The sequence below is a fragment of the Caenibius tardaugens NBRC 16725 genome, assembly GCF_003860345.1.
Lineage (GTDB): Bacteria > Pseudomonadota > Alphaproteobacteria > Sphingomonadales > Sphingomonadaceae > Caenibius > Caenibius tardaugens.
Window position 1 is genome coordinate 2376972 of record NZ_CP034179.1, and the last position, 13006, is coordinate 2389977.

Consider the following 13006-nt stretch of genomic DNA (forward strand, 5'->3'; position numbering starts at 1 on the left):
GCGCGGGCTCCGCTGGTTTCAGTGCCGGGTGCCGCCGGGGCCGAACTGGCCCAGCATCAGCGAGGTAAGCGACTGATCGGAATCGGGCGGCAAGGCTGCCGTTTCACCCCGCGCCAGTTTTTCGCATTCGCCGATCAGCAGGCGGATATCGGCGTTAAGCGGCGGGTTCTCCTGATTCAGCGCGAGGCCGGCTTCCATCCGGACGATGGCCTCGGCAAATTCATCGCGCACGAGATGCGTCAGCCCTTCGACGAACTGCCGCAGGTAATGGGCTTCGGGCAGGCGCAGCAGCGGCCCCCATGTGGCCAGCGCATGGTCCACCTCGCCTGATGTCAGTTCGAAAAAGCCAAGCTGATAGCGTGCGATGTGAAAATCCGGGGCCAGCGCGACCGCCCTGGTCAGCGCGGCGTGCGCTTCAATCGCGCGGCTGCGCCCGGCAAGGATCGAACCGCGCATGAAATGCAGGCGGGGATCGTCGGGATAGCGTGCCGCCAGCGCATCGACCTCGGCCAGATCGTCATGCCCCTCGTGCTGGATCATTTCGACCAGCGCCGCAATCTCCGCATCGCTACACATATTCATTCGTCAATCCTCATGCATCGGGCCGTTCAGCGAAACCGGGCCAGTTGTTCGCGCAGGCGCAGCAGGGCCGCGCGATGAATCTGCGATACGCGCCCCTTGCTGATCCCCAGTATAATGGCGATTTGCTGGAAGCTCACGCCGGCGGTGTAATGTTGACCGATCACATACCGCTCCCGCTCGGGCAGTGCGGCGATCTGTTCGCGGATTTTCTGCCGCATCTGATACCAGACGAGGCTTTCGTAAGCCGAAGGCTGTTCGTCAGGCAGCGTGTCGGGATCGACCGGGTCCGTTTCTTCCGCCATCAGCCCGATCGCCAATGTGGCGGCCAGTTGCGACAGGGCGGCCAGGGGATCGGCACTATCGGTATTGCCGGGCGCCGCGTCACGCAGGGATCGCAGCCGGTCCCGCTCCGCCCGCTGGCGATAGCGGTATTGCGCGGCGCTTTCGCTCATCACGGCGATGCCGTTGCTGATATGGCCCAGAATGCGCCTGCGCGCGAAGGCGGGGAACGGGATCGCCCGTTCCGGTTCGAACCGGTCAATCGCCTGCAGCAGCGCCTCGTAAGCGAGCTGTTCCATGTCGGCGCGTTCATACCCGCCCATTGCCCGTCGCGCGAACTGCGCCCCGGCCAGCTTGCGGGCGAAAGGCTGGTAATGATCGAACAGGCGCTGGCGTTGTTCCGATCCGCCATGGCCGTGAAAGGCGCGCCACAGTGCCGCCTCCACCCGTTCCGCCCGGACCAGCAGGGCCACCCCGCGCCGACGTGCGCCGGTCATCCAAAACTGCCAAGCAGCCCTTCCATCACCAGGCTCCACCCGTCGATCAGGACAAACATCAGCACCTTGATCGGCAGGGAAATGGTGGCAGGCGGCACCATCATCATGCCCAGCGCCAGCAGGACGCTGGCGACAACCAGATCGATCAGCAGGAACGGCAGCAGGATCACGAAGCCGATCGTGAAGGCGACGCGCAGTTCATTCAGCATGAAGGCCGGTGTCAGCTTGAACAGTTCAACCTCTTCCGCCCGTTCCGGCAGGGGCGATCCCGAAATCTGGTAAACAGTCTCCAGATCCTTGTCGCGGGTATGGCGCAGCATGAAGGCCTTCAGCGGGGCCGCCCCGCCTTCCATCGCCTGCGTCACCGTGGCCGTGCCGTTCAACAGCGGTTGCAGCGCGTTGGCGTTCACCGCCGACAGGGGCGGGCTCATGACAAAGGCGGTCATGAACAGGGCAAGGCTGGTCAGCACCGCATTGGGCGGCGTTTGCGGCATGCCGAAAGCGTGGCGGACCATGGCCAGCACCACGACAATGCGAATGAAACTGGTGGTGCTGATCAGGATCGCGGGAATGATCGCCAGCACGCCAAGGATCACCGCAAGCCGCACAGCCTCCGCCGTTTGCGCGGTGGGCGGGGCCAAAGCGGCGGCGTGGGCGACCTGTGGCATGCCTGCCAGCGCGATCATCAGCGCCAGTACAAGCACGATGCGGTGTGCGGCAGGGGGGCGTGCCATGCGGATCACAGGCTGTCCCGTGCCCCGGCGCTGGGGGCGGGCAGAACCTGTCGGTCCAGCAGCAGCGTATGCGCCGGGCCTATCGCCAGCAGATAGGCGTGCCCGGCGCAATGCAGCAGGCAGACATCGCCATGCTGGCTGAGCCTGCGGGTTTCGATCACGGTGATGGCACGGTGCGGGGCCGGTTTCAGCACTGTCCAGCGTCGGGGCAGGAAACGGCCCGACGATCGCCCCTGATAATGGCGCAGCGCGAGAATGGCCGTGGCGGCCAGCGCAAGGCAGAACAGCAGGGCGCAGGCAATCCGCCACCATGGGATGGATGGGGAAGCACCCGTTGCCAGCCCACCGGCAAGCGCGGGGCTGGCGCTCATGCCAATGCCGAAGGTTATGACGGCTGACAGCATGCCGGGATACAAGGCGCGCGCCATGGCCCGTCAGCTCCCGATTTCGGTGACCCGCACGGCGAACCTGTCCGCCACCGTGACGATTTCCCCCCGGGCGATCACCCGGCCATTGACCCGGATATCGGCCGAATCCGCAAGAGAACGTTCGATGGGGAGGATATCGCCCATGGCCAGCCGGTTAAGGTCCGCCACGGTCAGCCGGGCTTCGCCCAGCATGACTTCCACCTCCACCTCGACATGATCGATCAACCGGGCGGGGGCCGTTTCGTCACCTGTTTGCGGGGCTGTTTCTTCTACCATTGCTGTACCGGCCTTTCGATCCGTATTGCGAAGTGTGCATCGGCAAGCGTGACGGTGGCGGCATCGCGTGCGCGCCATGAAGGACCGACACGGAGTTCAAGGGGTGCTGTCGTGGCCGTATCGAGCGTGATCACATCGCCGATACCCAGCCGTTCGAGATCGGGCAGAGCCACACGGTTGCGGCCGATAACGGCATTGAGCGTGACGGTGTGATCCGCCAGCGCTTCGCCGCGCGGGGCAAGCGCGCCCGGTTTGCGTGATGGCCCAGCGCGCAAACGGGCAGCGGCAATCAGCAGCGAATGCGCGGCATGGATCGTGAACACGGCCTCCCCGCCATTCAGGGTGACCGGCAGGCTGTATCCCGGTGCGGTGGAGCCTGGCCTATCGCTTGCGCGCGCTGCCGGGAAACAGGCCTCTATCCGTTGCCGAAGGTCGGCAGAGGCCGCTTCGATGATATCCGCGATCAACATGTCGTCGGCGACGGTGCGGCGCGCGCGTTCATCCATCGGCACACCGAACAGGGCAGTGGCCAGAGAGGCCCGTCCGCCAGCCACCGGTGCCAGATGGATACCTCCCGCCCCGTTGCGATCGTGGCTGTGGAGGTCGCGCTGATCGGCCCGTTCCCATGCGAAGGGCGCTGCCAATCGGCTGCCTGTCAGCCATTCGGCAGACCAGAGGTCGAGCGCGCGGGCAACCGGTTCCACAGCGGAAGGGCCGGTAAACCCGGATTCCGGCAGCCACGGGCATGGTTCCACGATCATCCCTGCCCCCGGATGCCGAAGAGTTGCTGGATCATGTCATTGGTGATGCTGATGATTTGCGACGATGCCTGAAATCCACGCTGAATCAGGATCAGATCGCCAAATTGCGCGCCCAGATCGACATTCGACGCTTCGAGACGCCGCGAAAGGATTGATCCGACGCGCGTGTCTTCCGCTGTCAGGTACTGCACCTGCCCGAAGCCGTTCAGCACGAACAGGCCATTGCTGCGCTGTTCCAGTTTTTGCGGATCGCGGAAATCGGCCAGCGCAATGGCGCCCAGTTCGCGCTTTTCCTCGTTCGAATAGGCGATTTCGAACTGACCCTTGGCATTGACCGCCAAAGTGGCGATCGAACCCGTGGCGTGGCCATCCACGTCGGACGCGCGCAGGGTGGAGACATCGCCTGAGGAATAGGAGGTGATCTTCGAAAAATCGAAGGCGACCGACAGGCCAGCATCCGTGTCTGCGAATGTCAGCGTCGCATTGGCGGGCATCACCACGCCGTTGCTGATGGCCAGGGTCTGGCTGCCGACCTCGTCATCATTCGCATCGGTGACTTTCACCGTCCATTCGTCAAACACGGTTTCTTCGCGGCTGAACGTCAGGGTCCAGAGATGTTCCCCGCCGCGTTCGTCATACACTTTGACGTCGGGGATGGTGAAGCTCGTGGCCGTGGAGGACAGGTTGTCGGTGAAGGTGATGCTGGTGGTTTTTTCCGGTGCGCTGGTGCGCAGACTGTCGATGTTGAGGCTGGCGGGGCGCCCGGTTTCGTCCAGCACGCCCAGCCGGTAATCGGTCCCGGCCATGACGACGAACCCGTCGTCATCCACCATGAAACTGCCGGTCCGTGCATAGTAGGTCGCATCGCCATCCATCAGTACGAAGAAGCCGTTGCCGTCCACCGCAAGGTCGAGATCGCGGCCCGTTTCGCGCAGTTCGCCTTGCTTGAAATTGATAGTGACGCTGTCGAAGTTCACCCCGTGGCCCTGGCCGGTGTAGCCCGATCCATAAGCAAGGCCGCCCGCGCTGCTGCCACCATAGACATCGGAAAACGAGACATCGGAGGCTTTGAACCCTGAGGTGTTCAGATTGCTGACGTTGTTGCTGACCGTTTTCAGGCCCTGCGAGTAGGCGTTGAGCCCGCTCAGGCCGATGTAGATGGAGCCGAACATGTCAATTGCTCTCCCTGATTTGCGATATCGCGCTTAAGGCGATGTCGCTGATCGTCTGGTTGGTGGGGGTGACCATGTCGCCTTGCCGTGCAAACGCCGCAGGATCGAAATGATCCGCTGCCAGCAAGGCGGCCAGTTCGCCTTCCTGCTGCTGCAGATTGCACGCCGCAAGGGCCGCAGCGCCATCGCGGCGCCAGCGGCGCGGTCATAGCGCAGCGGCAATTTTGCGTGCTTGCCCTGTTCGCAGGCGGTGGGGGCAAGTGCGGCATCCACCACATAAGCCCCGGCCGCGAGATTTTGCCGGAGCGCGAAACATTCGCGCCCGGCGCGCCCATCCTCGGCCATTGCTTCCTCGCCAGGAACGATGAAGCGAACGGCCCCCCCAAGGAGCGGGCGCAAGATCTGGCCGGGCACGCGCCACCGCAAGAGCAGGGCGCGTCGTTCGGCAGTGAGTTCCACATAGCGTTGCCCCTCGGGCACGGTTGCGGCGATCAACGCACCGGTTCCGCTGCGCTGCTGCGGTGACAGCACGGCAAGATCGCGGACACGGATATGCCTGTCCGCCAGTGTCAACGGCGCGGCCCCACCCTCTTGCGCAAAGAGCGCGGAAGGCAGGAGACCGGCGGATAACGCCAGAGAGAGGAGAAGCGGGCGCATCCGGTTATTTCTTGAGATTGTTAGTGATCGCGGCGAGCTGGTCGGCGGTTTGCAAGGCCTGCGCATTGGCGGCGAAAGCCCGCTGGATCACCAGCATCTGGACCATTTCCTCGGTCAGTTCGACATTGGCCCCTTCGAGTGCGCCTTGCACCATGCGCCCGGCGCCATCCTCACCGGGAAGGGCATCGGTCAGCCGGGCGTTATCCGCAGCGCGCAACAGCCCGCCATCGAGCTGTTCCAGCATGTCTTCGTGATCCGCGCGGACAAGGCCGATTTGCCCCAGTTCCACCACTTCGCCATTGGCGCCTTCCGCCTTGACCATCCCTTCAGCGGAAATGGTCAATCGGGTGGCATCGGCCGGGACCGTGATACCGGCATGCAGCGGCAGACCGTCAAGCGTGACGAGCGCGCCGTCCTCATTCACGCGCAGGGTTCCCCCGCGCCAGAGCAGCGTTTGCCCGCCGGGGCCCATAAGTTCGATGAACCCCTGCCCATCGATCGCCAGATCGAGCGGATTGCCCGTGGGCCGGATTTCACCCTGACTGAACAGCATGGCACGGGCTGCGATACGCACCCCCCCGGTTGCCAGCAGATTGTCTCCGGTCACTGCGGCGGGTGTGCCGTCATCGCGTGTCTGGTTGGCGAGAATGGCGGAAAACCGCGCATCTGATCGTTTAAAGGCCGGGGTGTTCACATTGGCGATGTTGTTTGCCAGCAGTTCGAGCGCCTTCTGATCCGCCCGCAGGGCGACGGCGCCCACTTCGAATGCGCCGTTCATTTTCCGCTCCTGCTGAATGTGGTGATCGCCTGCCCGATGAGCTGGTCGTAGAACTGTACGAGCCGTGCCCCGCTTTCCGCCTGGCGCGTGGCGGACATCATCGCGACCATTTCATCGCTCATCACGACATTGGCGCTTTCCAGCTGGCCCTGCCGAATCGTGCTGGCCGTGGCTTCATGCATGGCCGAAGGTGTGAAAGGGGCCCTTGGATTGTCGGTTTCGAACAAGGCGATCGCGGCGACGGGCAGCCCGTTTTCGATAACGCTGCCATCACCCATGATCTGCGGGTTGGTGCCGCCCAGTGTGAGATCGCCCCCACCCGCCTGCTGCAGAACACGGCCAGAATCGTCGACCAGTGTGCCATCGGGGCCAATCGCAAAGGCACCGCCACGGGAATAGGTGATCCTGTCGCCATCGCGGAGTTGCACATAACCGGGGCCAAAGATCGCCAGATCGAGCGGGTTGCCCGTTTCGCGGAGTTTGCCCTGTGCGCGATCGTGCGTGATGTGCAGTTGCACGGGGGCATCGCGAAGACTGGCCGCACTGCCCTGGGCCGGTGCGGTGCGCATCAGCGTTTCTGCGAAAGTGATCTGCCGTTTGTATCCGGGGGTGGAGGCATTGGAAACGTTCTGTGCGGCCGCTTCGACCCGTTGTTCCGATGCTGCAAGAATTCCAGACGCAGACTCGATGAGTCCTGACATGTGCCCCCCAAGGTAATTCGCTCGCCTTTTGCTTGGGGGATGGCTGCAGGCCCGGTCAACGCGGGTTAAATCCGTATTGGATCAATCTATCCAAGTGTCGAATTTCCCGTAAATAATTGTAACGCTCTGCCGAGGATTGTTCGGTTCGCAGCGTGCTGTGATTCGGTGCTGTTCTAAACTTTGCGCCGCTTCGTCGGATCGCGCCGACCGAAGGAGGGGGTTTGCGATGTTCTGTATGGAATGGAACGGGGCACGCACGGGCAGAATTGCTGTAGATGTTCGCGGTGTTGACGATATGGCCATATTTGGGCGTGTAGGGGCATCGCGTGGTGCAGTTGAATCCGATGACAGTCAGTCCAGCGCGGGATGATCGATCCGACCGGCATGATGCCGCGCGTGGTGCGGATCTGCGCATCGTCTTCGGACCGATGGATGATCCCTCCCCCACACTGGCGACGGCGTGGGACGCGTTGGCGCTGCATGCGGCGGAACCCAATGCCTTTGGCGAACGCTGGTTCGTCATGGCGGCGGTGCATCACTTGCCCCCGGGGCGGGATGCGCAAAGGCTGGAAGTCTGGGATGGCGATGGGGCAGGCGCGCGGCTGATTGCCTTGCTGCCGCTCACCCTGTCGCGGCGCTATGGCCGCATTCCCGTGCGCCACGTCACCAACTGGCGGCATTACCAGAGCTTTCTGGGAACGCCCCTGATCGCGGCCGGGCGTGAATGCGAAGCATGGCGTGCGATTCTGGATGGGCTTGGCGGCATGGACTGGGCGCGGCATTTTCTCCATTGGGAAGGGCTGACGGAAAACGGCCCGGTGCATCGTGGGCTGGTTGCGGCCACCGGCGGGCATTGCGATGTGGTGCACCGGATCGAACGGGCCATGCTGGCCAGTGACCTGTCCCCCACCGCATATTACGAAACTACTGTCCGCAAAAAGAAGCGTAAGGAGATTCACCGTCTTTCTGCGCGTCTGGCCGAACTTGGCGCGGTGCGGACCGTGTGGTTCGCGCCGGATGACGACCCTGATCCGTGGATCGCGGCGTTTCTCGCTCTCGAACAGGCGGGCTGGAAGGGCAGCAGCGGTGCGGCGCTGGCCAATACTTCGGATACCGAAGATTTCTTCCGTGAAGCGGTGCGGGGCGCCCATGCGGCGGGGCGGCTGCAGATGCTGCGGCTCGAGCTGGATGACCGCCCCATTGCCATGCTGGTCAACTTTCTGACGCCGCCGGGTGCGTTCTCGTTCAAGATTGCCTTTGACGAAGCCTTTGCACGCTATTCGCCGGGCGTGCTGATCGAGATCGAAAACTATGCCATTCTCGCCCACCCGGATATCGCCTGGATGGACAGTTGCGCGGTGGAAGGGCATCCGATGATCGAAAGCCTGTGGGCGCAGCGGCGCGCGATCGTGCGCGTGACGGCGCCGTTGGGCGCGGGGCGGGGGCGTGGCATGTTCCGGCTGTGTCGTGCGGCCGAGCGTATTATGGCAAGCCTGCGCGTGGCGCTGGCGCGGATCAGGCGCGGCGGGCCGGATGGTCGGCCGGATGGTCGGACCGAGGAGGGAGGGAAACGATGACGAGGGAAGCGGTTTTTCCCGATGCGGCGCGCGGCGCGCTGGCTGACCTCTATCCAGAGCAAGCCGGGGTTCTGACGCATCGGCTGGTTGGCCATCCGCTGTTCACGCTGGAGGCGCTGGTCGCGCTGGCGGAGCGGATGCGGCCTGTCGATGTGGAACAGAATACCGGGGCCCTGCCGGTCGGGATCGATCCCGGCGATGTGCAGCACAATGGCCTGTCGGTGGCGGATACGATCCGTTCGATCGAGGAAAATGGATCGTGGATGGTGCTCAAGTTCGTGGAGCAGGACCCGGCCTATCGGGCTCTGCTCGAAGATATACTGGGCGAACTACGCCCCCTGGTTGCGCCTTGCACGGGTGAAATGCTGAAGCTGGAAGGGTTCATCTTCGTCTCATCGCCCGGTGCCGTGACCCCGTTCCACTTCGATCCGGAACACAATATCCTGCTGCAATTGCGCGGAAGCAAAACGATGACGGTGTTTCCCGCTGCCGATGCGGAAATCGCGCATGGCCGGATGCATGAAGCGTTCCATCTGGGCGCGCATCGCAACCTGCCCTTCCAGCCGGAGTTCGCGGACAGGGGCCAAGCCCATACCATCGCGCCCGGCGAAGCGATCTATGTGCCGGTCAAGGCACCGCATTGGGTGCAGAACGGCCCCGAACCGTCGATCTCGTTTTCGGTCACATGGCGATCGGAATGGAGCTTTCGCGAAGCCGATGCCCATGGTTTCAACCGCCTGTTGCGCCGGGCCGGTTTCAATCCGCGCCTGCCGGGTCGCTTCCCGCATCAGAACCACGCGAAATCGCTGGCGTGGCGGGTGATCCGGCGGGCACGTCGGATGATCGGGCAATCGGAAAGCGAATAATCAGGGCGAAAGCGGATAATCGGCCCGGCAGCGAACAGCGGGACCGCGGGCGTCAGCCGTCGACTGATGCAGCGGATATGCCGGGAACGGTGATTGTCCGTCCGCCGCCAAAATCTTCCCGCGTGACGATCAGGCCCTTCTTTTCCAGATGTTCCAGCAAACGGCGGATGCGGCCGGGCGAGTTCGTGCCATAGACCCGGGCGATCTCGTCCTCGTCCGGGCCATCCGGCCCTTCGGCCGCGGCACGGGCAATGGCGAGGAAGGGGGCCAGGAGATCGTCATCGACCATGGTGCCGAGATGCAGGATGCGTTCCTTCATCTCGGGATCGAGCCGGTCCAGCCGTGCCACGACAACGGCGAAAGTGCGCCGGAAACCGGCCATGTCCATCCCGCGTGACGGCACGCGTTGTGCCCGGCAACGGGAAAGGAACATCTGGTAGAGCGTGCTGGCGGGCTGGAACATGCAGTCGCGCTGCTGGGCCATTTCGCGCAGGATGTCTTCCACTCCCAGACCCGGCCCCTCCTCCGCATCGGCGGTTTCGGGCAGGGCGGTTTCCGTATCGTCTTCGTATCGCGCGATGCGTTGCACCAGTTCGGCGGCATCGTGTGCCGGTGCCGCTATGGGTTCGGGCATAGCCGGGCGGTCGGCCGCCGCACTGGCCAGTTCGGCATGCAGCAGGGCCTGCATTTCTTCGGGCGGCGCCGAAGGCAGCGGCACGAGCGTGGCCGAGGCGACTTTGGCCCCAGACTGGACCGGCCCGATTTTCACCGAAACCGGGCGACGGCAGATTGCCGGGCCCAGCCCCAGGAAACAGCCGCGCTGCAGATCGCGGATCAGTTCCGCCTGCCGCCGTTCCATGCCCAGAAGATCGGCGGCACGCAGCATATCGATATCGAGAAACGTGCGCCCCATCAGGAAGTTCGAGGCTTCGGCAGCGACGTTCTTGGCCAGTTTGGCGAGCCGCTGCGTGGCGACGATCCCGGCCAGCCCGCGCTTGCGCCCGCGGCACATCAGGTTGGTCATCGCGGACAGCGACATGCGGCGCGTGTCTTCGTTGATTTCGCCTGCCACGGCCGGAGCGAACATCTGCGCTTCGTCCACCACCACCAGCGCGGGATACCAGTGTTCGCGCGGGGCATCGAACAGCGCGCCAAGGAACACGGCCGCACAGCGGATCTGCTGTTCGACGTCCAGCCCGTCCAGCGCCAGCACCACCGATGCGCGATGTTCCCGCGTGCGGGCGGCCAATGTGGCGATTTCCGCGCTGGAATAGGCGGCGCCTTCGACCACCACATGGCCGAAATGTTCGGCCAGTGACACGAAATCGCCTTCGGGATCGATGATCACCTGCTGGACCATGCCTGCGCTCTCTTCGAGCAAACGGCGCAGGAGGTGGGATTTGCCCGAGCCGCTGTTGCCCTGCACCAAGAGGCGCGTGGCGAGCAATTCCTCGAGATCGACCGGGATGTCCTTGCCCGACGAATCCTGACCTATGACAATCTGCGCTTGCACGATCCGGCTGGTAGCCGTCCCTCCTGCCGGACCCAAGGGGCTCTGGTGAATTATCCTGCGATTTTTAGACGGTGGTCCCTGCCCTGGGGCGATATCCGGGGTGCCGGATCACAGTTTGAGGAAGACCGTCTTGGTTTCGAGGTAGGGTTCGATCCCCTGTCGGCCCTGTTCGCGCCCGATTCCCGACTGTTTGTAGCCACCGAACGGCAAGGCCGCATCGATCACGGCGTGGCAATTGCCCCACACGGTGCCCGCCTTGATCTTGCCGACCAGCTTGTGCATCGTTGCCATATCGCGCGTCCATACGCCGGCGCCCAGGCCATAGCAGGTGTCATTCGCGGCCTTGGCCACTTCGTCGAGATCGTCGAACCGTTGCGCCACCACCACGGGACCGAAGATTTCCTCCCGCACCACACTCATCTGCGGATTCACGTCGGCAAGGATCGTGGGATTGCAATAGTAGCCCTGATCCGTCGGGCTGTCGCCGCCGGTCACCACGCTGGCCCCGTCGCGCTTGCCCGCGGCGATAAAGCCCATCACCCGGTCCAGCTGTTCGGCAGAGACCAGTGGCCCCATTTGCGCAGCCGGGTCCAGTGCGGGGCGCGGGGCCCAGTTCGGCGTGGCGGCGGCCACCCCTTCCAGCACGCTGTCGAAAATCGACCGATGGGCATAAAGGCGCGATCCGGCGACGCAGACCTGCCCCGAATTGAAGAAAATGGCCGAGGCCGCGCCCCGCGCGGCTTGCTTCACATCGACATCGGGCATCACGATGACCGGCGATTTGCCCCCGAGTTCCAGCGTAATGCGCTTCATCGTGTCAGCGGCATTGCGGGTGATCATCTTGCCGACATCGGTCGATCCGGTGAAGGCGACCTTGTCGACATCGCCATGGCACACCAGCCGGTTGCCTGCGGTTTCGCCCATGCCGGTGACCAGGTTGATCACACCAGCCGGAAAGCCCGCTTCGGCCACAAGGTCGGCCAGCCGCAACGCGCTGAGCGAGGTTTGTTCGGCGGGCTTCAGCACCAGCGTGCAGCCCGCCGCCAGCGCCGGGGCGATCTTCTGGCAGGCCATCAGCAGCGGGAAGTTCCACGGCACGATTTGCGCGCAGACGCCGACCGGTTCGCGCAGGGTGTACCCGAACATCGCGCCATGCGGCAGGGTATAGGGGGCGGGGGTTTCACCGCCCAACTTGCCCGCCCAGCCCGCCATGTAACGGATTTCGCTGATCGCGGCGGGGATATCGACCGCCATCGCCATCGATTTGGGCTTGCCGTTGTCGATCGCTTCCAGTTCGGCCAGTTCGTCGCCATGCGTTTCCAGCAGATCGGCAAGGCGGATCATGATCCGTTCGCGCTGCATCGGGGGCAGGGTGGACCAGCGCCCGTCATCGAAGGCACTGCGCGCCGCCGCCACCGCGCGATCGATATCCGCGTCCGACGCGTCGACAACCTGCGCGATCACCCTGCCGGTGGAGGGATCTTCCACAGCGATCCGTTTGCCATGGCTCGAGTCAGTCCATTCGCCGTTGATGAACAGGCGCGGTTCGCGGGCAAGCAACTGCTGCGCCGCTGCGGAATAGGCGGGCTGATCATAACGGATTGCGGCAGGCTGATTCATGGTGCGGACTCGCGTGGGAGGTGAAGCGGGGGGGATCAGGCGCCCGTATCGGCGTGGAGTCCGGCCCTGTCCAGCGCGGCCAGCGCGCAGGTTTCGTCGTTGTCCGATGTGTCGCCGCTGACGCCGATCGCGCCCAGCAACCCGCCATCCGCGTCGCGAATCAGCACGCCGCCCGGCACGGGCACGATCCCTTTGGGAAAGATTGCGGAAACTGCGGTCATGAAGGCGGGCATGGCGCTGGCGCGCTTCGCCAGTTCACGCCCGCCGAATCCCATGGCGAGGCAGCCTGCCGCCTTGCCCACGGCGATATCGGCACGGTGCAGCGAACTGCGATGATCGCGCAAAATGGCCAGCGGCTGTCCGGCGGTGTCCAGCACGGCCACTGCCAGCGGGAGAAAGCCGCGTGTTTCGCCTTCGGCCAAAGTGTCACGCGCCAGTTGCAGCGCAAGGTCGAGCGTCAGGCTCATGCATTTCCCTTTTCTGTCATATTCGCGGGGCAAGCACGCCCGGTCGCACGGGGGATACAGGACCGCCCTGCCAAGGGAAAGAACCGGTTTTGCCGCCA

General features: G+C 64.1%; 15 protein-coding genes. 2 read left to right on the top strand and 13 right to left on the bottom strand.

The window, feature by feature from the left end; all coding sequences use genetic code 11:
* Window positions 1-18 precede the first annotated feature (18 nt).
* Genes EGO55_RS10975 through EGO55_RS11020 form a run of 10 tightly spaced genes read right to left on the bottom strand, consistent with a single transcriptional unit; the run spans window position 19 to window position 6865 of the window.
* The gene (locus EGO55_RS10975; protein WP_021691601.1) at window positions 19-582 is read right to left on the bottom strand and encodes a tetratricopeptide repeat protein; all 564 of its coding nucleotides are present in this window, start codon (window positions 580-582) and stop codon (window positions 19-21) included.
* A 26-nt stretch (window positions 583-608) separates the two neighbouring features.
* Window positions 609-1358, bottom strand: a complete 750-nt coding sequence (locus EGO55_RS10980; protein WP_021691600.1) for a sigma-70 family RNA polymerase sigma factor — start codon at window positions 1356-1358, stop codon at window positions 609-611.
* Window positions 1355-2092, bottom strand: a complete 738-nt coding sequence (fliP, locus tag EGO55_RS10985) for a flagellar type III secretion system pore protein FliP (RefSeq protein ID WP_084620410.1) — start codon at window positions 2090-2092, stop codon at window positions 1355-1357. Before fliP ends, EGO55_RS10980 begins: the two co-directional genes overlap by 4 nt.
* 5 nt (window positions 2093-2097) lie before the next feature.
* Window positions 2098-2520: a hypothetical protein gene (locus EGO55_RS10990; RefSeq protein WP_021691598.1), complete on the bottom strand. Its 423-nt coding sequence runs from the start codon at window positions 2518-2520 to the stop codon at window positions 2098-2100.
* A 6-nt stretch (window positions 2521-2526) separates the two neighbouring features.
* Window positions 2527-2796 (bottom strand): FliM/FliN family flagellar motor switch protein, encoded by a 270-nt coding sequence (locus tag EGO55_RS10995; RefSeq protein ID WP_021691597.1) that lies wholly within the window; start codon window positions 2794-2796, stop codon window positions 2527-2529.
* Window positions 2790-3557, bottom strand: a complete 768-nt coding sequence (locus EGO55_RS11000) for a FliM/FliN family flagellar motor switch protein (RefSeq protein ID WP_021691596.1) — start codon at window positions 3555-3557, stop codon at window positions 2790-2792. The genes EGO55_RS10995 and EGO55_RS11000 overlap by 7 nt, the downstream gene beginning before the upstream one ends.
* Complete coding sequence (locus EGO55_RS11005; RefSeq protein ID WP_021691595.1) at window positions 3554-4729, bottom strand: flagellar hook protein FlgE; 1176 nt, start codon at window positions 4727-4729, stop codon at window positions 3554-3556. The genes EGO55_RS11000 and EGO55_RS11005 overlap by 4 nt, the downstream gene beginning before the upstream one ends.
* Before the next feature lie 33 nt (window positions 4730-4762).
* Complete coding sequence (locus EGO55_RS11010; RefSeq protein ID WP_040717302.1) at window positions 4763-5386, bottom strand: hypothetical protein; 624 nt, start codon at window positions 5384-5386, stop codon at window positions 4763-4765.
* 4 nt (window positions 5387-5390) lie between these two features.
* Window positions 5391-6164, bottom strand: a complete 774-nt coding sequence (locus tag EGO55_RS11015; protein ID WP_021691593.1) for a flagellar hook-basal body protein — start codon at window positions 6162-6164, stop codon at window positions 5391-5393.
* A complete protein-coding gene (locus EGO55_RS11020; protein WP_021691592.1) occupies window positions 6161-6865 on the bottom strand; it encodes a flagellar hook-basal body complex protein in 705 nt (234 codons plus the stop codon). Before EGO55_RS11020 ends, EGO55_RS11015 begins: the two co-directional genes overlap by 4 nt.
* 326 nt (window positions 6866-7191) lie before the next feature.
* On the opposite strand from EGO55_RS11020, the gene EGO55_RS11025 reads away from it, so the two are divergent.
* Entirely contained in the window at window positions 7192-8442 is a 1251-nt protein-coding gene (locus tag EGO55_RS11025; RefSeq protein ID WP_021691591.1) for a GNAT family N-acetyltransferase, read from the top strand.
* A complete protein-coding gene (locus EGO55_RS11030; RefSeq protein ID WP_021691590.1) occupies window positions 8439-9308 on the top strand; it encodes a cupin-like domain-containing protein in 870 nt (289 codons plus the stop codon). The genes EGO55_RS11025 and EGO55_RS11030 overlap by 4 nt, the downstream gene beginning before the upstream one ends.
* Before the next feature lie 52 nt (window positions 9309-9360).
* Here EGO55_RS11030 and EGO55_RS11035 read toward each other — a convergent pair whose 3' ends face one another.
* The 3 genes from EGO55_RS11035 to EGO55_RS11045 all read right to left on the bottom strand — a co-directional run bounded on the left by EGO55_RS11035 (window position 9361) and on the right by EGO55_RS11045 (window position 12908).
* Window positions 9361-10821 (bottom strand): helicase HerA domain-containing protein, encoded by a 1461-nt coding sequence (locus EGO55_RS11035; RefSeq protein ID WP_040717301.1) that lies wholly within the window; start codon window positions 10819-10821, stop codon window positions 9361-9363.
* Between the two features lie 108 nt (window positions 10822-10929).
* Complete coding sequence (locus EGO55_RS11040) at window positions 10930-12441, bottom strand: aldehyde dehydrogenase family protein (protein WP_021691588.1); 1512 nt, start codon at window positions 12439-12441, stop codon at window positions 10930-10932.
* A gap of 35 nt (window positions 12442-12476) precedes the next feature.
* A complete protein-coding gene (locus EGO55_RS11045) occupies window positions 12477-12908 on the bottom strand; it encodes a GlcG/HbpS family heme-binding protein (RefSeq protein WP_021691587.1) in 432 nt (143 codons plus the stop codon).
* Between the last annotated feature and the right edge of the window lie 98 nt (window positions 12909-13006).